Annotated in this window: 12 protein-coding genes and 2 tRNA genes; 2 read left to right on the top strand and 12 right to left on the bottom strand. The window is 44.1% G+C overall.

What is annotated here, in order from left to right; all coding sequences use genetic code 11:
• Nucleotides 1-2 precede the first annotated feature (2 nt).
• From B3O12_RS11325 to mutS, 12 genes are all read right to left on the bottom strand, one after another.
• On the bottom strand, nt 3-4,682 hold the full coding sequence (locus tag B3O12_RS11325; RefSeq protein WP_286756367.1) for a hypothetical protein: 4,680 nt from the start codon (nt 4,680-4,682) through the stop codon (nt 3-5).
• A gap of 57 nt (nt 4,683-4,739) precedes the next feature.
• Nucleotides 4,740-5,573 (bottom strand): 50S ribosomal protein L11 methyltransferase, encoded by an 834-nt coding sequence (gene prmA, locus B3O12_RS11320; protein ID WP_286756366.1) that lies wholly within the window; start codon nt 5,571-5,573, stop codon nt 4,740-4,742.
• Nucleotides 5,573-6,334 (bottom strand): triose-phosphate isomerase, encoded by a 762-nt coding sequence (tpiA, locus tag B3O12_RS11315; RefSeq protein WP_189629168.1) that lies wholly within the window; start codon nt 6,332-6,334, stop codon nt 5,573-5,575. The genes prmA and tpiA overlap by 1 nt, the downstream gene beginning before the upstream one ends.
• 93 nt (nt 6,335-6,427) lie before the next feature.
• Nucleotides 6,428-9,109: an ABC transporter permease gene (locus B3O12_RS11310; RefSeq protein ID WP_286756365.1), complete on the bottom strand. Its 2,682-nt coding sequence runs from the start codon at nt 9,107-9,109 to the stop codon at nt 6,428-6,430.
• Entirely contained in the window at nt 9,106-9,435 is a 330-nt protein-coding gene (locus B3O12_RS11305) for a PadR family transcriptional regulator (RefSeq protein ID WP_286742387.1), read from the bottom strand. Before B3O12_RS11305 ends, B3O12_RS11310 begins: the two co-directional genes overlap by 4 nt.
• Before the next feature lie 106 nt (nt 9,436-9,541).
• Complete coding sequence (locus tag B3O12_RS11300; protein WP_286756364.1) at nt 9,542-12,019, bottom strand: TonB-dependent receptor; 2,478 nt, start codon at nt 12,017-12,019, stop codon at nt 9,542-9,544.
• A complete protein-coding gene (locus tag B3O12_RS11295) occupies nt 12,000-13,358 on the bottom strand; it encodes an HTTM domain-containing protein (RefSeq protein ID WP_286756363.1) in 1,359 nt (452 codons plus the stop codon). The genes B3O12_RS11300 and B3O12_RS11295 overlap by 20 nt, the downstream gene beginning before the upstream one ends.
• Nucleotides 13,358-14,467, bottom strand: a complete 1,110-nt coding sequence (locus B3O12_RS11290; protein WP_286756362.1) for an imelysin family protein — start codon at nt 14,465-14,467, stop codon at nt 13,358-13,360. The genes B3O12_RS11295 and B3O12_RS11290 overlap by 1 nt, the downstream gene beginning before the upstream one ends.
• 22 nt (nt 14,468-14,489) lie before the next feature.
• Nucleotides 14,490-15,722, bottom strand: a complete 1,233-nt coding sequence (locus tag B3O12_RS11285; RefSeq protein WP_286743981.1) for a DUF4856 domain-containing protein — start codon at nt 15,720-15,722, stop codon at nt 14,490-14,492.
• A 144-nt stretch (nt 15,723-15,866) separates the two neighbouring features.
• Nucleotides 15,867-15,950, bottom strand: a tRNA-Leu gene (locus tag B3O12_RS11280).
• Between the two features lie 120 nt (nt 15,951-16,070).
• Nucleotides 16,071-16,143, bottom strand: a tRNA-Gly gene (locus B3O12_RS11275).
• Between the two features lie 93 nt (nt 16,144-16,236).
• Entirely contained in the window at nt 16,237-18,843 is a 2,607-nt protein-coding gene (mutS, locus tag B3O12_RS11270; protein ID WP_286756361.1) for a DNA mismatch repair protein MutS, read from the bottom strand.
• Nucleotides 18,844-19,119: 276 nt separating this feature from the next.
• On the opposite strand from mutS, the gene B3O12_RS11265 reads away from it, so the two are divergent.
• Both B3O12_RS11265 and B3O12_RS11260 read left to right on the top strand, forming a co-directional pair.
• Nucleotides 19,120-20,034, top strand: a complete 915-nt coding sequence (locus tag B3O12_RS11265) for a DUF4382 domain-containing protein (RefSeq protein ID WP_286756360.1) — start codon at nt 19,120-19,122, stop codon at nt 20,032-20,034.
• A gap of 140 nt (nt 20,035-20,174) precedes the next feature.
• Complete coding sequence (locus B3O12_RS11260; RefSeq protein ID WP_286756359.1) at nt 20,175-22,580, top strand: ATP-binding protein; 2,406 nt, start codon at nt 20,175-20,177, stop codon at nt 22,578-22,580.
• Nucleotides 22,581-22,589: the final 9 nt, after the last annotated feature.

The following is a 22,589-nucleotide window of genomic DNA, read 5'->3' as shown; positions in this document are numbered from 1 at the left end:
TTTTATTCTTCAAAACCATCTCCTTCAACAGTGCCTTTCTTCTTGAGTGTTTGGCTAGACTCTGAAGCCATTAGCAACTGGTAAGGTTCATCGACACCAAAATACAGTTTTTTATAATCGATTACCCACTGAATAACACGTTCTTTGGTACTTGGAATAGCCCTGAAGTTACCCACCTTGGCCTTACCCGCATTGATGTTCGGTATAAGGGCATTGAAGGCATCGTTAGAAGAAAACGCCTCTAATACAAAGCCATCGTACATAAAGTAGTACCATGTACCATCGGTCATTTCCAAAAGCAGATTCATAATGTCTCCTTCAGGCGTTTTTCTAATTTCCATGTAGCCATCCAGTTCCATATTCAGGTCTACGTTGCTCACATTGGAAAGACTTATTTTACCCTTGCTGTAAAAAGCTTTGTTCTGCTGAGACCACTCCAAATGAACATTGCTTATCACCAGGTCTTTATTCAGCACCCCTCCCGATGCAGCAACCAAAGGAGTGGGAATGGTTTGGTACGACCTATCCCAGGTGCGGGTGGCTTCGTCTCCAATAAACTCTGCCACTTTGTAAATAAGCTCCGAACGGTCTTCATGGGCTTTGGGTACTCCCAGTTTTTCGCCCATCTCTTTCAGGTTTCCGGCCATTGCGGCTTGAGCTTCCAGCGGCAAGCCAAACCCCATGGTAAACATGGCGTCTACCTGAAACTTGGCCGAATCCAGATTACCTTTACCCTTGCCCGCAGCCTGAACATTGGCCATGTTGTTACCCGACAGGAACTTGAGCTTACCTTCAAAGGTCACACTCTGCTGTTCTTCGTTGTAACTAAACATACTTCCGGCAAAATTGTAGGAGGGATCTTCTTTCTTTTTAGGGTTATCTATTCGGAACGATCCGCTATTGGCATCGTAATAAAGAACCCCTCCGCGAGGCACAAAAAAGTCATCGTCCAACCGGTTGCGCTTTTCGGTTATAAAAGACATGTAAGGCTGCCCCTGATCGAAGTGAATGCCGGCATTGAGTGGTTGCCCTAAACGGGTGGTAGCCTCATCAAAAGGTATGATCACCTCCTCAATGTCATCGTTAGACGAGTATTCGATCCAGATATTGCGCTCTTTAAGCTTTTCTAAATCGAGCTTCACTGCTCCGTCCAACTCCAGAGCTTTTTTATAGGCATACATGGTTACTTTTCCTTCGTAGATAAAACCGGGAGAAATACGAATACCTTCTTCGGCCGATACATGGCCGCTAGACCGGGTATGTGGCCCGTGCTCTTTGTCTTTGGGAATGAATTGGAAATCGTTGAACTGAATGGCGAAGGTATCTTGTACAGCATTCACCAACTCATAAGTTCCGCGCCCTTTAAAGCTGGTTCTGGAAAGTATTTCAATTTCGGCATCGTAGAGTCGGTGGTAAGCCCCGGCCGTATCCATTAAAATAACCGCATTCTGAAGCTTTTCAATTTTGGAGTTTTCCAACACCGTGAGCTTGCTTCCTTCCGGTGTAATGAGGGCATCGGCCACTTTTATGTACGGAATACCGGATATATCAAGCTCTTTAGTTTCAATGTTATACACCGCATCGGTTGCATTAAAGGCCAGTGAATCTAAACGAGTGTTGGTAGAGTAAAAAAACGATTGTTCTATGGGCGAATCTTCCGGTTTGCTCATGGTCACCAGTTTGTTGTTCACATCCCACACAGCCGAGGGTATGGAGGTCTTGAACTGGGCATAAGGAAACTCCAAAGCTGCCGCTCCAGCCACCTCCGGTTCAATAGTAGCCATTTGGTTTTCTACATCGAAGTTTATTCGTACTTGTTTAGAGCTAAGTATAGGCTTGGCCGAATTGTCTGCCTTAAGTGTAAAGTCACTGTTTTTAGCTTCAAAATCATTAATGGTAAAGGCAATGGAGTCTGAGGTGAGTTCCGAACCGGAAAGCTCTAGTTCACCGGAACCAAAAAGCCCTGTTTTTCTCAGTAGTAAGCTCCCCCTTAGCCTGGCTTGATTGTCGAAAATATTAAAGGGCTTATCTTTTTGAAGGTTTTTGAGAATCATGCTGTCTTTCTTGGCCAGCCAATTCATGGAATAGGCCTCAATGTTCATGGCCGGATAAGAAACGGTATCGATAAACCCTGCCTGCATTTCTCCCTTAATACCTTTTTCTGCCACCAGCGAATCTAAAAACATGGTGGCTTTCTCATTGTCGAACCTGCCGGTGAGAAACTCAATGACCCCGGGCGATGTAATACCTTGTTTGTTGAGGTGTACCTCTCCATAAAGACGGCCTCCCGTCTGATAGAGGTTATAGCCGCTATCGGGAATGGCATGTATAAATCCAAAACTCTTATCGGGCATTACCTTAAGATTCTCTTTGAACTGGGGCAAAATATTGTTGGAGTAGAAGGTTCCCTGAAAAGCATATTGGGAAGGATCCGCATCGGCCACACTGTCTAACTCAAAAGGAGGTACATCGAAATAGACCGTAGAATCATAGGCTCCTTTTAGCACATCGGACTTATCGAAAATAACACTTGCACTTTCTGAAGAGCTGAATATAGGATACTGTGGCATTGATTTAAGAGCCGATTTATTACCGGGATCGTTGATACGCAAAATACCCGATGTCTTTACCAGTTGATTGCTCAGCACATCCTTCTTTCCTGCATCCATTTCTACCCTCAGCTTTATGGAGTCAATCTTTACCAGATTCACCAGAAAACTATCGTAGCGAAACGTAAAATTCTCTCCGTTGAACTGGAAATTTCCGGCATCTAGAGCACCATCGAACTCAATATCCCGGTTCTTCAGCACTTTAATTTCGCCCTGGGTAGGGGTAATGATTACATCCAATGAGTCGCTCACTAAAAATTTTTCTACCCCTCGCACGGTGAGTACCGAGTCTTTAAAGTTGAAAGTGGCATTGGGAGCGTTGGCTATCACCGAAGAAATGATCAGGTCGTCATAATCTGTTTTTTGTCGGCTGGCCTCCAGGTAATGATACCCCTTCGCCAACACCTCAACCTCGCCCAACACTTCATCGAAACGTACCAGCCCCCTAGACATAAGCAGTTCCATGGTCTTTTTTACCAAACCTTCATCTACCCCGTATTGCCGGGCCATTTGCGAGGTATAGAAAACTCCTCCGTTTTTCTTGGCCATGTTTACCGCGGCAATTAGCGGATGAAAGCTGTATATCTGCGCCAGGTCATGAAATCTATCGGCACTATAAAAATCTTTGGACTCTATGCTCAAGGGCACATCGGCCCTGGCTGAATTGATAAAAATATTGAGTGAGTCGCTGTTAAGATCCCATGAAAGCTGGTCTCCGGTAAGATCCATATTGTAGAAAGATGATCGAAAGGGTGTGGTTTTGTAACCGGGCACACTGGTTTTAGACACCAAACGATCGCGCTTGTAATCATACACAAACTCTATGGCTGGATGAAAAATAGAATCTTGCGCGTGGTAGAGGGTTATATTGGCCTGAACTGCCGAAACCAGCGAGTCTTTGTTATTAAATACAAAGTCTTTGCTGATAGCCTTAAATCGCACCTCTCCGTTTACTCTGCCAATGAGAGTTGAGGGTTCATTATAAGCTGTTTTCGAATAAAAATTCATGCCCTGATAATTGACCCCTCCTTTGAACGTGAGCTTTTCAGAGCCAAGTCCTTTTATGGGTGTTCCGGCATTGTATGAGATAAACCTGGGGTAAGTACCTCTTTCGCTACGGGCCGGACGCAAGTTCAGGGTCAATTCGCCAGATATTGGCTCATCGATTTTAGCCGGCTGATTGAACCATACGTTTTCGAACTTAAAATCGTGAGCATTTACCGGAAATTCATAGCCACCCAACCTCACTTGCATGGCCTCTTTGGCCACACCAAAGGCCGTCCAGTCTATGTATCCATCCTGACCTCTGAACAACTTCTGATCGAACAGAAAATATCCTTCTGTTCGCTCAATTGTAAAGGTATCGGTCTGACTGGCCAGTACTATATCGCCTCGCTTTAAGTGTATAACTGAACCCATTTCACGATATATTTCGGGCATCTCTTTGGTAAAGGGGTCGGCAACCTCCTTCTTTGGCTCAATATATTCTCCTCTCGCCTGAGCCTTTAAGGTTTCAATGTCAACCGGTTCTTCGGGTTGTTGAACAATGATCAGATTGTCAGAGTAGTTGTCTTCATTGAAAGTAATTTCATACTCGGCATTTCTAAAAAATACTGCCTGGTAACGGTCTTTATAAATTGCCTGATCTTTTAAGAATGTATAAAGCGTTTTTATGTAGTAGTCGAGCTGAATCCTGTCGTAGTTCTCTGCGGCCTTCCGAATAGAATAGCTCAGTTTTTCCATGGCTTCGGAAGAAAAGCTTCTTTCCTCTCTGGCCAAACGCAAACCATCGAGCAGCTCTTTAATGTCGTAGCGAATTCTCACTCGCTTTTTATCCAGTGCTAGCAGAGCATGTAAAAGATTGTTTTTAGTAACGGCAGAAAAGCCATTGCTCTGGTAGTTCTCTATAAAGAAGTGATATTCCTGAGGAAAGATGCTTGCATCTGCAGCCTCAACAATAGTCTTAACGTTTGGGGTAAGCACTACTGAGTCGGCAGGTTCGGAAGACTGTCCGGCAAGCGACTGAACTAACAAACAGCTGAGCAATATTGACCAAAGAATGCTCTTGTGCATAGGGGTTCTGGATTTGGCTATCTTAAAGAACGAATAATTAAGGATATTCTTGAGCGATTACTCCACTTTCTCAAGAACTAACGCAACCCAGTTTTTCTCGGTTGTAGATTTCACCTCTTTTAACCCCAATGAGGTTGCTTTTTCCATTATTCTGGCCTTATCGGTGTCGTAGAATCCACTCAAGAACAAATGCCCTTCCGGGCTTAGTAGTTTGTTATACTCCTCCATTTCATCGAGAAGTACATGAGTGTTAATGTTTGCCAGTATGATTTCGTAGCTCTCACCGAGCCGTAGTTCATGAATGGTGCCTTGTTTCACAAAAGCCGGTTCTACATTATTAAGGCCAAAGTTTTCCAAAGCGTTTTCAATACACCAATCGTCAATATCGGTAGCCGCCACGGAAAGGGCTCCCAGCTTGGCGGCCATAATGGCTAAAATACCGGTTCCCGAGCCTACATCCAGTACCTTTTTACCTTTGTGGTCTACCGTCAACTGAAGTGCCAGCAATTGGTGAGTAGTTTCGTGGTGGCCGGTGCCAAAAGACATTTGTGGGTTAATAATAATCTCGTAAGGCACCTGAGGCTTGGCTTCGTGAAAGGTGGCTCTCACATAAATCTGATCTCCAACAGCTATTGGGTCATAATTTTTCTCCCATTCCTCGTTCCAGTTTTCTTTAGGTATTTTCTTGAGCTCGTACCAAATTCTGGTCTGTTTTCTATACCGGTTAAAGAGCGTTTGCAAAGCAGGGTGGCTAAACAACTCTTCCTGAATATAGGCTTCGAAACCTACTTCCGTATCCATAAAGGTTTCAAAATCCAGTTCGCCCATTTCTGCAATTAGTATTTCTCGAAATGGTGGGTCGCAGTGAACGTTTATCTGTATAAAGTCCATTAGTACGACTTAGCAATTTGAATAAAGTCGCGTGCCTTCAGAGAGGCGCCACCTATCAGTCCTCCGTCCACATCGGGCTGGGCCAAAAGTTCTGCAGCATTATCGGGCTTCATCGAGCCACCATAAAGTATGGATACCTGACCGGCTACCTGTTCTCCAAACTGACCGGCCAACGAGGCTCTAATACTCTGGTGCATTTCCTGTGCCTGATCTGAAGAAGCAGTTACTCCAGTGCCAATGGCCCAAATAGGCTCATAGGCAATTACTACTTTGCTCATCTCCTCGGCCGAAAGTTCATACAAGCTTTCTTTCAGCTGGTTGTTTACAAAACCTACATGCTCTCCTGCCTCGCGCGTAGCAAGACTTTCCCCGCAACAGAAAATGGGAGTCAACCCTTTATTTAAGGCCAACTTGACCCGTGCCGCCAGTTGAGCGTTCGTTTCGTGGTGATATTCTCTGCGCTCACTATGGCCTAAAATCACATAGCCTGCACCCACTGACTTAATCATATCGGCCGAAATATCGCCAGTGTATGCACCTGACTCATGTTCGCTCATGTTTTGAGCGCCCAGAAATACACGATCGGCAGATTTTAGTATGGCAGCAACCTGAGACAAATGAATGGCCGGAGTGCACAATACCAGCGACACTCCTGAGGGAACTTCGTCTTGAGCAATGTTTACCACCTCAGAGGCCAATGCAAGCCCTTCTGAAAGGGTTTTATTCATTTTCCAGTTTCCTGCTATAATCTTTCTTCTCATGTTATTTCTGTTTGGACTCAAAGATAGGGCTCTTCAAAAAATTTGTTCCACGGCCAGAAATAAATTTAAGGCTACGATTGCACGAAATGCGACTTACTCATTTCTGATAGCATGCACAGGATTGCGTATAGCTGCTCTAAGGCTTTGATAACTCACAGTAAGCAAGCTGATTCCAATAGCAAGAATAGCCGATAAGACAAATACCCAAAGGGGTAAATCAATACGATAGGAAAAGTCTTGAAGCCACCTGTTCATGGCGTACCAGGCCAGTGGTGTAGCCAAAAGTATGGCCAACAGCACCAACCGTAAAAATCCGGCAGAAAGGCTAACGGAAATATTAAATACACTGGCTCCCAATATTTTTCGGATACTAACTTCTTTGGATCGCCTCTGAACATTGAAAGCCGCCAAACCGAAAAGTCCAAGGCAGGCAATGAATACCGAGAGGAGGGTGAAAATGATAAACATTTTACTGAGACGTTGCTCTGCGTCATAAGTCGTAGCAAAGGAATCGTCCATAAAGTAATAATCAAAGGGCTGACCATCTGCCACGCTGGCCCAGTGCTGTTCTACCTTCTCAAGGGTTTTGGAATAATCAGTTGTCTCTAATTTTATCATCATTCGATTGGCTTCCTTACCCAATACCAGACTTAACCCGTCAATACTGTTGCGAAGAGTCTCAAAATGAAAGTTTTTCACTACTCCAATCACAGTAGAAAATTCCATATTCTCCTTGTCTTCACGCTTAAAGTCTTGCGTTAGTCTTAGCCCAATAGCAGATTGGGGTGTTTTACCCAACATGGCAACAGCGGCCTCGTTGAGAATGACTGCGCTCGAATCGGTTTTTAACTTGTCATCAAAATCTCTACCGGCCACAAGCTCAAGGCCTAAGGTACGCAGGTAGTCAAAGTCTACCTCCCACTGACCAATTATTATTGCTTTATCTGGTTCAAACACATGACCTTCAGGAAAATAGGTAAGCCCGCTGCGGGCCGAAGGTGTTGGTAAATAGCTGCTCAATGACACGCTTTTTACGTTGGATAATTTTTCTATTTCCTGTTTTAGAGTGAGGGCATTATTGCCAAGTACTTGCACATCGTTGAGTACAACTACCTGCTCCTTCTTAAAACCCAGATCTTTATTTCTGATAAAGGAAAGCTGCTGAAATACCACCAAAGTACTGGCGATAAGAAACACCGACACCATAAACTGCACAATTACGAGCAAGCTCCTAATATGAGCCCCATTGGACGGTTGAACCCCTTGCCCTTTGAGTGCTTTTATAGGGGAAAATCGGGAAAGAAAAAGAGCCGGATAACTACCTGAAAGCGATGATAATACCAGGGTAGCAAACAGAAGCACTGCCCAAAACTGCCATTGACCTGCCGGAATTTCGAGCGAGCGATTGGATAGGTAGTTGAAATAGGGCAAGACCAAAAAACTAAGCAAAAGCGCCAAAACCATCGAAAGGAAAGACACCAAACCGGATTCTACCAGAAACTGATGAACAAGGCTTTTTCTATGAGAACCCAATGTTTTTCGAATACCCACCTCTTTAATTCTGTTGAGCGACCGAGCCGTAGAAAGGTTAGTAAAGTTTACACTGGCCAAAAAGATGAGCAGCAGACCTATGAAGCTTAAAATATAAACGTCTTTAATATCACCATTCAGGCTAAACTCACCAGAAATATTAGGCGATTTGAGGTGAATATCTGTGAGTGCTATGGACTCAAAACGCATGTAGTTTCCTGTGGTCCTTTCTTGTTCCTGAGCGCTTTCAATCGTAAGCCCGGGGATAAACTGCATGGCCCAGGGAATAAGGTAGCGCTCCTTAACAGTAGCCAGGTAGTCATCCAGTTGTGCCTTAGTGGCTTCGGGATTTAGTTTTATAAAGGTGGGAAAGTTCCAATTGTTCCAGGCAGGACTGTCATAATCATCAAAACTGTTTATGGAGATTAAAACAGTGTAATCTCTAAATAATGAGTTTTTGGGGAAATCATCTATTACGCCCCTGACCCAATATTTTTGGTCGTTGTCAAGAATCATTATTTGCCCTACGGCCTCATGGATAGAAAAATGTTTCTCAGCAGCACTCTTTGTGAGCACAAGACTATTCACTTCCGACAGCGCAGAATGTGGGTCGCCATACAGCAAGTCTATCCCAAAAAAACTAAAAAAGGCGGAGTCAGCTCCCACCACCTGTTCTTCCTTTACATTGTGCGTTGCATTCTCCGAACGAATAAATATGCTGTTGGTATGCCGAAAGCGTGTTATACTCTCTGCATGTGGAAAGTCACGAAGCATAACATTGGCCAGCGGGCCTGATACGGCTGCATATTCATTGACTTCTCCCGCAATTTTGTTGTCTATATTAACTCTAAAGATTCGTTCAGAATGAGCAAAAGAACGATTAAAACTGAGCTCAAAATGAATGAACAAACCAATAATGAGTGCCCCTGCCATACCAATGGACAGGCCAACTATGTTGAGAGATGAAAAGAATGGCTGCCGGAGTAAGTTCCGCCAGGAAACTTTAAGATAATTGCTAAACATGATTGTTGTATTTGAATAATTGACCTTAATAAATGACTTCACAAAACCCGGCCTAAAACACCTGAGCACTAACCAATAGAAGTAGACTTTGGCCCAAAACCCTGACCGGGGCATACGCTTCTCGAAAACCTCAACTAAATCGCCTTCTATCTCTTCTAAGTAGTCTTCGCGACAAAACCAGCGCAAAAATTTAAGTGCATATTTGGGAGGAAAATGATTCATTGACCAAAGGAGATGTTCGGTATTTGGCGATAAATGCCGGTTCTAAGCTCATAATTGGTATCCAGAGCCTTTTTTCCTGCCGCGGTAAGGGCATAAAGCTTCTTGCGTCTCCCCCCACGTTCGTTTGTTATACCCCCATAACTAGAGGTAACAAATCCTTTACCCTCCAATCGCTTAAGCGCTACATGAATGGCGCTAATGTTGAGTTTTCGGTTGAGCTGTTGCTCCAGCTTTTCCAGAATCAACACCCCATAGGCCGCCTGATGATGAGCGGCAACCATAAGCAAAACCAACTCTTCAAATTCTCCCAAAGTACGATCTGACATAGCTTACTATTTACTTAACAAAAGTAAAAGTAATTATTATTTTCATATTTGTTAAGTAAATAAAAGAAAAGTCTAAGGCTCCATGTAAAAAGCGCCTTAGAATGAACTACAACTTCAGCTGCAAAGTAAAATAGTAGGCTCTTGGGTCTGAAGGTATAATACCCGGTCCGGGGTATCCGGTGGCTCTGCGTGTAAAATATCGCTCGTTCAGTAAATTGTTTATTCCCGATTCAATTTTCCAGCGCCCCAGGGTATAGGACATGGACAGATCCATTACACTGTAGGCCGGTATTTCTCCGATCACACCGTTTCGGGCATCACCCTCTTCAGGCACTGCCGAGTTTTGTACATCGGTAAACTGCTCGGTGAGGTGAGTAAACTGCAGGCTCAAGAGTAGATTGTTATATCCCGCGCTCAGCCCCGTTTTGAGGTTAACGGTGGGAATAAACTCCACCTTTTTGCCTACCACATTGTTCTCTTCAGACGCTAAATATTCTGAACTGGTAAAAGCTGCATTCACAAACCAATTGAGCTTAAATTGGTTAGCATCGAGTTGAAGTGTTCTTGCCAGATTCCAGTCGGCAAAAGTTTCCAGTCCGTAAATAAATGCCTTACCAATGTTCTTTCTCACCCTGTTGGCCCTGTCGTCCAGAATAATGCCAATGCGGTCGTTATACAGCAGGCCAAAACCGCCCAAATCGTATGAAACAGTTTCGTTCCACTTGCCCCTAAGTCCGAAATCGGCCGTAAATCCTGTTTCGTCCCTAATTTCGGGGTCTATGATAAACGTAGGATTCACCGTACGAATATCACTGAACGTTACGGAGCGGTAGTTTTGAGAAAGATTGGCATACACCTCCAAATTATCTGAGTGATCGTAACTTAGGCCCAAACCCAGCAGAAGAAAGCTCCTATTGAGTTCCCGGTTGTCTTGCAGTGTACGGTTGGAAATTGGATTGCCGGCATTGTCGAAATTGACTTGCGTATAAGTACCCTGGCTTTCCGTTTTAATATACTCCAGGCGAAAGCCGGGGGTAAGCGATAAACGGTTGTTTAGGTAAAAGATATTTTCTCCAAACAGGGATACATTGAGGTTTGGAAACAGAAAGTCTGATTGATTGGGGTAATCGGGAAACTCCTGCCTGGCAAAATTAAAATCGACCCCTACCCCTAACGACCCGGGGCCTTGCTGCGACCGATTTTCTGCCTTGTAGAATTTTGTACCAATGAGAAAAACAGCATTTTTTTCCCCCAGCTTATAGCGCGTAAGCAGCCTAGACTCCAGACCCCAATTATTAAAGTCTCCCCTAATAAGGTCCCGAGGAGTCACATAGGTGCCATCATTGTTTTGCTCGTCCAGCTCCGACACGGGGTTTGAATTCAACTGGGTAGGGTTACCTCTAAATCCTACGGAGTTTCTGGAAGCATCAAGCCCAAAGAGGTTCAGGCTAAAGTCTGTATTACCTGAAAACTTATGTTCCAGCTTTAAGGCCATTAGGTTCCATTGCACTTCAAACCAATTGCGTTCCCGGTTGCTAAAATTGGGGTTCCTGTTGAACTGGGTATCGGTAAGGCCCCCGGCCTGTTGTGCCAGGTAGTTTAGATGGGTATAGTCGAACGACAGTCGGGTATTTTCATTGAGTTGGTAGTTCATATTCGCAAAGAAATTCTTTGAATCGAACCCCGAATTAGGCCGGAACCCATCGCCCGTCTTATAGTTAAAGTAGGCATAGTAACTAAACTTTCCTATGGTTCCGGAAAGGCTGTTAAAGCTGGTAAAGAGATTAAAAGACCCAACGGTTTGCCGGCTTGTCAGCTCCACTTTCTTCTTAGGGTTTGGCTCTTTCATTTTAAAATTAATCAGGCCACCAAACTGCGTTCCATACTGAAGGGAGGCCGCTCCTCGGATTACTTGTATTTCACTCAATGCTTCGGCCGGAGGGGTGTAGTAGCTTTCGGGATACCCCAACACATCGGCACTTATATCATAACCATTTTGACGGGTGTTGAAGTTAGATGTTCGGTTGGGATCTAACCCACGACCACCCACACTAAGTTGTAAGCCGGCATCGACACTTTCATATATGTTGAGCCCTACTACCTGAGCATATACCTGCCGGGCATTGTTGGTGGCCAGGTTTCCCAATGCCTTATCGAGCAATACCACTTCAGATTTTTTCCCGGCATATATAGCGGTACCTTCCACCGGCTTCAGTCGGTTTATGCTGAATATCTTTTCTCTCTCTTGAGCAATAACCACCTCTGACAATTCCTGAGTTATTTCCTGAAGACGGAAGTCTACCTCCAAATTGGCACTTGCCACGGTAACTTTGCGCTCAATTACTTTGTAGGAAAACGAGTAGGCCACGAGACTATAGGTGCCGGGTTTCAGGTTGGGTATTTCGTACTCGCCTTTTTCATTGGTTCGGGCAATGTACTGAGTCTCCTCATTATATACCTCGGCCACAGGCACCGGCAAACCTGTTGCTCCGTCTACAACCTTTCCTTTAATGCTGTATTGTGCCCAAGCGTTGGCTCCACAACACAGTGCCAACATAAGTAAACTATAAGCCCTTAATTTCATCTTCGAATGGTAAAATCCAGTCTTTGTGTTTAAACGATTCTTGCTGTTGTGTGAGGTCTACTGTAGGATCTATATATGGCCTGCTTCTACGCCCATTCAGGGCCACATAGCTTTCCACAAAAACACCTAAATTCTTATGGCCCTGAGCTTCGAAATGTTGCTTTAGAAAGTGTGCATATTCCAATATAAAGTCTGGCTGAGTGGCCATTTGTTTTTCCTGAAATGGGGTTAAGAAATCGGCATTATTGACATAAAAACGTTGGCCACTCTCTTTATCTACTACCTTGAAACTGGCATAACCTGCTTTTTCCATAAGCATTACGCGCCACGAAAACCTGTAGCCTTCTTCTGTCCAGAACAGCTCTCCGGGATAGAGGTAATGACGAAAAGGAATGAGCAACTGCAACACAAAAAAGGGCACCAAAACAATTTTTGCCAATTGCATTTTGGTAGGTGCCATCACCAGCCCATTGTCGCACTTTGCTTTGTTTACCCGAATTAACCGAGCCAAAACGCTTAGCACTTTATGGTGCCATTGCGCATTAAAAAATATAGTTGCGCTCACTATCATTATGTATGGAAACATGCCTATTGGAAACAACACACGAGTAAGCACATGAAAGACCACTACGGCCAAAAATGCCCACGGTCTGGTTCTTTTATAGAGCAAAAGAAAGGGGATGGTTAAATCGTATAGTACCCCAAGCCAGCTAAAGGTATAGTGAGCCCACTCTTGCTGTAACCACTGCCCCAAAAAAGGAATATCGAATTTGGAGGGCAGCCAAATTTTAAGCGGCATGGCATGAATTAGCCAATCGCTATTGAGCTTGGCCAATCCTGCATAGAAATAAACTATGCCGAGCAATAGTTTCACGGAGTCTAAACTCCACTGAGGCACATACTGCACCGGTTTTGCATAACCCAGCCAAACATCGAGCGAAAAATACCTGTGTGCCGGCAGGAAAATCATGAGAAAAGAAAGAAGGCTGATGAAGTAGTAGTGGTTGAGATAGGTGGTTTTATCCATGAGCTCTATGTAAGTAAAGCTCAGAAAGAAGGTAATAATGGCTAACCTATAGCGATAACCTGCCACAACGGCAAGGGCTGCCATTGCGCAAAGAGCAAAAAGCAGGTAGGTATAACTGCCAAGTGGTTTCACAAATTCAAAACCATAATAAGAGAAGAAAAAACGCGGCTGAATGTATAGCTTATCAATCCAACCATAGCTCCAAAACCTCACAATGCTCAGAAACATCATGACACCAAAGAAAATGCGAAAGACTGCCAATGGGGCAGCCTCTGCATTTTTATCGATATAGCCTTGGAATCGGGAAAGCATTAATCTCCGTCTGCATCCACAAAATCTACCTGAATACTCAATGCCTGGAACATGTCTACCTTTAAAAGCACCACAACCTTCTGAAGTTCATCGTAGGTTTCTAGCATAGACACATTGTTATCATCTATTTGAGCTGCAAAATCGCTGTTGAGCATTTCGGCTTTTTGCCGGGCCAAGTTCAGTTGCGAATTGATCAGCGCACTTAAATCTTCACCTTCTTTTATGGTGTTCAGATAGTCAAGATAGTGTGCGAAACTTTTGCCCGTGTTGGAGCTGCCCGTACCATTAAAAAAGTCTTGTACAGCATCGAGCGATTCTAAAAAGAGTAATTTACTTTTTGCACTAAAACGAGCCTCCACTTTTTCAGGTAGTGGCGATGTTGAAAAGACTCCGGCAGGGATTCCCACCTTACCGGCTCTCAGGCTCTTCTCGTAGTAGAACATAAAATCATTGGCTAGTTTATTGAGCGAACTGGTAGCCGAAGAACCATTGTTGGCCACAAAAGTATCCCGATAACCTGAGGTCCAATGATTGAGTACTTCTGAGGCCAGATTATGCAGTCTTTCTACTAACTGTTGAAGATACTCCTTGTGTGCCGGAGTACTAAGAATGGCCACCGTGCCTTCATCGGTGTCGGCCTTACCATAAAGCAGATAATCCAGGGCAGGAAACCCTTGTTCATCGTTGGTAGAGGGCAACTCCAAGTTGTAGCTACCCGTGTTTATGTTTTCATCGATTTTTTGAATATCGGCCGGATAAATGTTAGTGAAATTCCTCAATGACACCGATTCCGCTTTGCCAATCTCGAACATGCTCACTCGTTGCCAGTCCAGGTAGGCTTCCAACCAGGCCTCTCTCACATCGGCCAACAGATCTGCAGTAGGTGTCTGGCCAAAAGTGGTAATCGCAGCCTTTAAATCAGTCAGGCTTTCCACATAGTCCTGGTAGTTGGGAATGATGATGTTGTCCGCCCAGTTCACCAGAATTTCAGACCGATCGAAATCATCAATAGGTTCTTCCGTACTGGGGTCTGAATCTGAACAGGCCATTATACCCATCAGCATTAAAACCCATAACGTCCACAGTTTCTTCACTCCTCTCACTACCATCTTCGCTTTTATATTTATGTGATTAGTTTCCTGCCTGAGCTACCGTAAAGTCAAACTTTGCGGCTATTTGGCCCGATACATTATCCAGTGTGGTTGCATCTACATCCCAGAAACCGTTGGCAGAACCATATACGGCCTGAATAAACCCATCTACCTCGGCCTTGGTAAAGTAAGGCATGTCTCCCTGAGGCTGACGTGTGAACCTCAAGCTGTACAGGAACCCGAAACCTTCGGAAAGGTCGTGAAACGCGGTACCATAGGCTGGAGGATCTTGAGCCAAGGCATTTTTACCCTGCTGAAGATAGTATATGGCTCTAATGGCAATTACTTCTGAAAGTTTTTGCCTAACAATGGCCGCCTGTGCATCTCTTACCTCATACTCACCAGCCACTATTGCGGCACGGCCCAGCTTAAGAGCATCGTATACCTCTTGTGCTATACCGGCAAAATCAGGATCGCCTTCCACTCTGCCCAGGTACTTGTTCAAAAAAGCATCGGAAGAACCGATAGTGGCTACAGGATCGGCAGCATTGGCAGCTGTACCAAACAAATAACCATAGGCTTCATCCCACTTATGTTCCATGGTGGTATACATCTTCCCTTCAACCAATACTTCATTGTCATTGTTTGCACGGTTATCGGCTTCATCTAACACAGAAACCGACAAGTAATTGTTAAGCATTTGATCGAGCATAAGGGCACCGATAAGTCCCTTATTTACGGCCTGATCATATTCAAGACCTTTGCCATTCACGTAACGAGTGGATGAACCATCGGCCAATTGACCGGGATTACCCGGAGTGGCTATTTGATTTTCTGCAGGAAACACCTCCGACACCTGCGCACTGATCCAACCTTCAAAGTCGGCTTTGATTTGAGCAGCCTCGGTGGCATTGGTAAAGAAATAGTCTTTAGATGCCCCCGTTTTACTTCTTACGCTTTTGGTAGAAGCATTTAGGTCTGCATTGCTGAAAGGATTGGCATCTCCACCATTGGCCGTTTCGTTTCTGAACATTTCCAACAACAACGCTTCTGTACTATTGTCAAAATCTTTCATGGCACTTACCAATTCAGTGGCCATTTGTATTCGGGTAGTTTGTCCACTAAATGAAACCGTTGACTGTCCATTCCTCTCAAATGTATAAGTGGCAGGAGCCTCAACAGTTGGCAGGGTATCATCACTATCGCTGCAAGCAGCTACGGTTAAAATCACTGTCAATAGGCCTAAACCATACAATCTTCTCAATCCTTTCATCTCTATTCTTATTTAGATTAATTCTAAAGAGTCGCAAATATATAGGGCGACTTTCACATAGACAATCATTAGTTGCAGTAAAATGAAGATGTAAGGTTTGAGGAGGGTTTAAAACAAAAGCCCCGCTTTTCAGCAGGGCTTCTGTACCAGAGGCGGGACTTGAACCCGCACGACCAAAAGGTCACAAGATTTTAAGTCTTGCGTGTCTACCAATTCCACCACTCCGGCTTCAACTACATGGTAGTTGTAATATTCTTAATATACTCTCTGCCCACTCCGGACTTTGAATAGTCAAGTGCCACAGGCCTTAAACTAAAAAAGCGTGTCAAACACGCTTTTTAGCCTCTGAGCGAGAGACGGGATTCGAACCCGCGACCCCGACCTTGGCAAGGTCGTGCTCTACCAACTGAGCTACTCTCGCTTATTATTTCAATCCACTGAACCGCTCTTCTCGCGATTGGGAGTGCAAATTTAACCAAGGGTTATGAATATGCAACGGCTATCTCAAAAAAAATTATTTTTTCAACTTCCCCTTTATCTCGTTCAGCTTCAACAAGGCTTCTACTGGCGAAATGGTATTGATATCTGTTTGCTCCAGAATCTCTTTAATCTCCGTAAATGCCGGGTCAGCCTCAAAAAGTGTCATTTGATAATTGTTCTTAGGAATGGATTTAATCTTCTCGTCACTCTTATTCCGAATCTTATCCTTTTCTAGGTGTTGCATGATTTCTGCTGCCCGAATGACCACCTGATTGGGCATTCCGGCCATCTGGGCTACATGTATACCAAAACTATGTTCGCTACCTCCACGCTTAAGTTTTCTCATGAAGATTACCTTATCGCCCACTTCTTTTACAGAAACATTGTAATTCTTAATGGCCGGAAAGTCTTCCTCTAGTTGGTTCAGCTCATGGTAGTGTGTGGCGAAAAGAGTTTTGGGTTTGAACTTTTCATGGTTATGCAAATATTCCACTATGGACCATGCAATGGATATACCATCGTATGTGCTGGTTCCACGCCCAATCTCATCCATGAGCACCAGCGACCTGTTGGAAAGGTTGTTAAGTATGCTGGCTGTTTCGGTCATTTCTACCATAAAGGTAGATTCCCCTTTAGAAAGGTTGTCGCTGGCTCCCACCCGCGTGAATACCTTATCGGTAATACCCAGGTTGGCCTTGCTGGCCGGCACATAACTTCCCATTTGAGCCATAAGTACAATTAAGGCGGTTTGCCTAAGCAAAGCGGACTTACCCGCCATATTGGGCCCGGTGATAATCAAAATTTGATGATTATGATCATCCAGAGAAACATCGTTAGGTACATAGCTTTCTCCCACGGGTAATTGCTGCTCAATAACAGGGTGACGTCCTTCGTGAATATCAATCACCATTTTATCACTCATTTCGGGGCGGCAATAGTTGTTTTGACGGGCCACTATAGCAAATGAAATGAGACAATCTAATGTGGCAATAAAGCGTGCATTTTGTTGAATCTGCCCTACATAGTCTCCGGCAAAAGCAACCAGTTCCTGAAAAAGGCGTTGTTCAATGACTTTGTACTGGTCTTCTGCGGTAATAATTTTTTCCTCATAGGTTTTCAGCTCTTCGGTAATGTACCTTTCAGCGTTCACCAGTGTTTGCTTGCGAATCCACCCTTCCGGCACTTTACTTTTGTGAGTATTGCTCACCTCCAGGTAATAGCCAAATACCTTATTGTAAGCAATCTTTAATGAGCTTATTCCTGTGTTTTCTATTTCTCTTTGCTGAATCTGGATGAGATAGTCCTTTCCGCTGAAAGCTATTTTGCGTAGTTCATCAAGCTCTTTGTCTATTCCTTCTTTAATAATACCTCCCTGATGCATGAGCATGGGGGCATCATCTTTTACCTCGGCCACAATTCTATCTACCAGTTTTTGGCAGGGCTGAAGTTGGTCGGCCAGACGCTCCAACGATTTCACTCCTGTGTTTTCCAAATAGGCCTTGATAGGAGCTATGTTCTCCAACGACTTACGCAACTGCAGCATTTCGCGCGGATTGATGCGTCCAACCGCTACTTTGGAAATCAGCCGCTCCAAATCGTTGATTTGCTCAAGGTGTTCAGCTATTTGGTCGCGCAGTTCCGGATTTTCATAAAATGCATCGACCACCGAGAGACGTTCTTCAATTCTGTTGCGCTCTTTGAGAGGCAAAACCAGCCACCGCTTCATGAGCCTTCCCCCCATGGGGGTAAGGGTATGATCCAGAATATCAATCAGCGGTACTCCTCCCTGATGTTGCGGATGTATGAGTTCCAGATTGCGAATGGTGAACTTATCCAGCCATACATATTTGTCTTCCTCTATGCGGCTAATGTTGGCAATGTGGCTTACCTCTTTGTGTTCTGTATCTTCCAAATAGTGTAAGATGCCTCCGGCAGCCACAATGCCCAACTGCATTTCTTCAATTCCATAGCCTTTCAGGTTATTAGTGCCAAAGTGGTTGGTTAGCTTTTCATAGCCGTAATCGAAGGCATATACCCAGTCGTCTATAGTATAGGTATTGTAGTCGTCCCGGAAGTGAGCCTCAAACTGGGTTCTTTGATTTTTGGCATAAATAAACTCTGAAGGCATAAGGCCCTGAACCAGTTTATCGATGTATCCGGCACTTCCTTCAGCGGTTAAAAACTCTCCTGTAGAAAGATCGAGAAAAGCGGCACCCACCTGGTCTTTTCCAAAAAACAGGGAGCATAAATAATTATTGCGCTTTTGCTCCAACACATTGTCATTGAAGGATAGCCCCGGAGTTACTAACTCTGTTACGCCACGCTTTACTATGCCTTTTACTGATTTGGGGTCTTCTAGCTGATCGCAGATCGCTACCCGATTGCCGGCTCTCACCAGCTTTGGAAGGTACGTGTCGAGGGAGTGATGTGGAAACCCGGCCAATTCAATATGACTGGCCGCACCGTTGGCTCTTTTAGTGAGTACAATATCAAGCACCTTACTGGCCTTTACGGCATCTTCTCCAAAGGTCTCATAGAAATCTCCCACCCTAAACAATAGCAGTGCACCCGGATACTTCGCCTTAATGGCATTGTATTGTTTCATCAACGGTGTTTCCTTAGCAGATTTGGATGAAGCCATAGGGTAAGAAATGCTTATGTGGTTGACTTTTTGAAAACTCAAAAATAGAAAATTCCCTCTGCCTTACTAGGGCTCAGTCTACTCATTTGCCAACAGTTTCCTGTACAGTTCGCTTTCCGCCTCAATTTCTTTTTCAAAATGAAAGAGAAATTCTCTCAATGATAGAAAAACAAAGGAATACGAAAATTTTACACACTGAATATCAATTACTTACGTCAATGGCATCAGTTTGGAAATAAGACTGGCACAACAATTTGAAACTAAAAACCCAAAACGATGAAAACTATTAAAACATTAATTGCAGCACTTATTGTCACCACAGGTTTTGTCTTGACGAGTTGCGATGACAATGATAATGAAATGAGTGGAACTGGTTCGGCCAGTTTTGAAGCTACAGATGCAGCAGTAGATGCTGAGAATATTTCAGGTGTTTACCTTTCGGTAGATGAACTTCAGGTAATTGCCAATGGAAAAGTAAAAAACACAATTACTTTCGAAGAGCCTGAAACGTTCGACTTAATGGCTTATCAGAACGGGCAAACCAAATTCTTAGGACAGACTGACTTGGATGCCGGAAGCTATGATGAGGTACGACTAATTTTGAACAGCACCTCTCAAGCCTGGGTAGAGTTTACTGACAATACCACCAAGCAGATTTCTGTGCCTAGCGGATCAACTTCAGGTTACAAAATCTTTGGAGACTTTGAAGTATTGGCCAACGGACTTTCTGAAATTGTATTGGACGTTGACCTTAGAAAAGCTTTGGTTAAAGAAGGAAATGGCGACTTTAAGCTAAGACCTACTGCCAGACTAGTATCTAAAGCCAATGCCGGTTCAATTCAGGGTAAAGTAGATATGGACGACATGCAGGATGCTGACAAAGTAGTGGTATATGCCTACCTTGAAGGAACCTACAACGAGGCTGAGCAAAATGAACCAGCTGAAGGTAGAACCAGATTTGAAGGATCTATTAACAGTGCAGTAGCCACTGCCACCGGTAACTTTACGCTGGCCTTTATGCCAGAAGGTAAGTACGAGCTGATTGTAGCTAAGTACAAAGAAAACCAGTTGAACAACGAGGTAGAGTTTGAATCGTCTACCAAAGTAGAAGTTAAGATCAACGGTAGTGTAATGTCGGCCTTCAATGTAAAAGCCCGATCAGTTACCAGCCTGTTAATTGACATATTCTAATCCATAGAACATAAACCCAAAAGACCCTGCTCAGTCAGGGTCTTTTTTTCAATAGTCGATAACAATAGTTCAGGCCAGGAGTTAAATAAGTTACAAACGTCACTTTTTAATTAAAAGACCTTCTACTTATTTAGCCTCCTATGAAAATTATTGAGAGAAGGACACTCGCCTGGATTGTTAATATCGCGCTTCCCGTAACTACGGTAGTGGTTCTCTTTATGGGTTATAAAGCCTATACTAAACTCAACACCATGGTAGATACACTGGAAGAGAGTGCCAAGCCCAATTATAATTTGATTACCCTGAACGAGTTGTCCTTCTACATCAATGAAATGGAAAGAAACATAGATGCCTACAGAGTGGACTCCCGATCGAATCATATGAGATCGTTCAACACCGCGCTCGATGAGAGCCTATACCTTATAGACTCTTTAAAAGAAACCATAGACGACAACAGAGTCGTAGGCCTTTATGATTCCTTATCCAGCCTGCTAGGTCAGTGGGCCAAGGTGCAAACCCAAATAGGGGCACTAAACTCAGATATTCTTGAGAGTACTTTAGATGACCTAACCCAGAAAATTGCACAACTACCCGAAACATTGGCCGAAGATGACACGGCCACCATACCCGAAGAAAAGAAAGGTTTCTTGGGCAGAATTTTTGGCAAGAAAAAAAATCAACAAGATACTACCACACGTCCCAGCCAATCGGAACGTTTGCAAAAAGAAATTTTAGCTGAACTATCCAATGCCAAGTCTCAAAGCAGCCGCGAGGGCGATGCCCTCAAAAACAGACTGGCCAATCTCAGCCAGGAGTCGGCTCAGCTACAGAATGAAATTGTTTCGCTCATTAACAATCTGGAAGCCATAGAAGTAGAGAAAGACCAACAAAACGTGAAAAATGTGGAGCTTCTGGCTAAAGCCACCAACCAGGAAATTGTAGTTTTTTCGGCACTCACTAGCATTCTTTTGCTCATTACCATTGTAACCCAAGTAAACTACCTGGCCAGAAACAGAAAATACCAACAGGCCTTACGATCGGCCAAGCGCAATGCCGAAGAGTTAGCGCATGCCAAGGAGCGCTTTCTGGCCAATATGAGCCATGAAATAAGAACCCCAATGAATGCCATTGCCGGCTTCACCAATCAGCTTCTTAAATCGAATATGTCGCCCGAGCAACGCGATCAGCTAGAGGTAGTAAAAAACTCTTCAGACCACCTCATTCACCTGCTCAATGATATACTGGACCTATCTAAACTCCAGGCCAATAAAGTTGAGTTAGAAAAAGAACTCTTCGATGTTCGAGCTACTCTGCTGGAAGTAATCCGCATTTTCGAAGACAAAGCATCGGCCAAAGGCCTCAAACTAAAATCTGAGTTTGAAGGAGTACCCAAATATGTGAATGGTGACCCTCACCGATTACGGCAAATGATTACCAACCTGGTACACAATGCCATAAAATACACTGACAGTGGTTCTATTACCCTAAGCACCTCGATCCAACAAAAGACCGACAAGCAGGTGACCCTTAAAATTAGCGTGAAAGATACCGGTGTGGGCATACCAAAAGAAAAACAGCAGAAAATATTTGAAGAATTTGAACAGGCCCAGGCAAGCGACCAAAGACAGGGCACCGGGCTAGGGCTGGCCATTACCAGTATGCTCGTTAACCTGCATGGCGGCAGTATAGACATCGATAGCAAGGTAGACGAAGGCACTGAAATGATTCTTTACCTTCCTTATGAAATTGGCGAGGCTCTGACTCCCAAAAAAGATAAGGCCAAAACACCACAAATACACCTGAAGCAATTAACTATACTCATGGCAGACGATGAGCCCTTCAACTTAAAACTACTCGAAGCGGTATTCAAGAGTCATGAGGTAGAGCTTACTTTGGCCAATGACGGGCAGTCGGCTTTAGAAGCCTTACTTTCGCAGCCTTTTGATATTGCCATACTCGATGTGAAAATGCCGGGCATGAGCGGTTTTGAAGTGGTGGAACAGCTTCGAAAAAATGATGGCCCCAACCAAAAAACACCAACCCTGGCGCTTACCGCCACTATTTCTGACCAAGAGCGCCTAATGAGTAAAAAGATTGGTTTCGACCATATTATGCGTAAACCATTCGATGAAGCCGAGTTTCTTGAAGCCGTACACCAACTTACGGCTCAAAAAACCAAAACCCGCAACGGCATTCAGCATTCACAGCATATGAACGGACAAAGTCTTTATGATCTTAGCACCTTAAAAAGCATTGGAGACAAAGATTTTGTAACCGAAATGGTGAATACTTTTAAAATTAGCGCTGCCAAAAGCATCAGAAACCTATACAAAGCCGTAGACCTCAAAATAAGGTCGAGCATTAAAGAAGAGGCCCATAAAATGCTTCCGCCTGCCCGACACCTCAGTGCCAACAGCCTGGTGTCATCTATAGAAAAACTACAGCGCATGGCAGAGCAGGCTAGCTTCGAAGAAATCAATGAGCAGATTAAAATTGTAGAAGAAATCTACTCGCAGATAAAAAAAGACTTAGAAAGCCAGGTTTAAGACCTTACT

Origin of the sequence: Roseivirga sp. UBA838, from assembly GCF_002296035.1 — a bacterium.
Lineage (GTDB): Bacteria > Bacteroidota > Bacteroidia > Cytophagales > Cyclobacteriaceae > Roseivirga > Roseivirga thermotolerans.
The sequence above is the reverse complement of the archived record's forward strand: the minus strand, read 5'-3'. Positions and strand labels throughout refer to the sequence as shown.

Bases quoted from the DNA above. Each gene is read 5' to 3' on its own strand.
- B3O12_RS11325 (WP_286756367.1), bottom strand. From the start codon at position 4,682: ATGCACAAGAGCATTCTTTGGTCAATATTGCTCAGCTGTTTGTTAGTT.
- prmA (WP_286756366.1), bottom strand. From the start codon at position 5,573: ATGGACTTTATACAGATAAACGTTCACTGCGACCCACCATTTCGAGAA.
- tpiA (WP_189629168.1), bottom strand. From the start codon at position 6,334: ATGAGAAGAAAGATTATAGCAGGAAACTGGAAAATGAATAAAACCCTT.
- B3O12_RS11310 (WP_286756365.1), bottom strand. From the start codon at position 9,109: ATGAATCATTTTCCTCCCAAATATGCACTTAAATTTTTGCGCTGGTTT.
- B3O12_RS11305 (WP_286742387.1), bottom strand. From the start codon at position 9,435: ATGTCAGATCGTACTTTGGGAGAATTTGAAGAGTTGGTTTTGCTTATG.
- B3O12_RS11300 (WP_286756364.1), bottom strand. From the start codon at position 12,019: ATGAAATTAAGGGCTTATAGTTTACTTATGTTGGCACTGTGTTGTGGA.
- B3O12_RS11295 (WP_286756363.1), bottom strand. From the start codon at position 13,358: ATGCTTTCCCGATTCCAAGGCTATATCGATAAAAATGCAGAGGCTGCC.
- B3O12_RS11290 (WP_286756362.1), bottom strand. From the start codon at position 14,467: ATGGTAGTGAGAGGAGTGAAGAAACTGTGGACGTTATGGGTTTTAATG.
- B3O12_RS11285 (WP_286743981.1), bottom strand. From the start codon at position 15,722: ATGAAAGGATTGAGAAGATTGTATGGTTTAGGCCTATTGACAGTGATT.
- mutS (WP_286756361.1), bottom strand. From the start codon at position 18,843: ATGGCTTCATCCAAATCTGCTAAGGAAACACCGTTGATGAAACAATAC.
- B3O12_RS11265 (WP_286756360.1), top strand. From the start codon at position 19,120: ATGAAAACTATTAAAACATTAATTGCAGCACTTATTGTCACCACAGGT.
- B3O12_RS11260 (WP_286756359.1), top strand. From the start codon at position 20,175: ATGAAAATTATTGAGAGAAGGACACTCGCCTGGATTGTTAATATCGCG.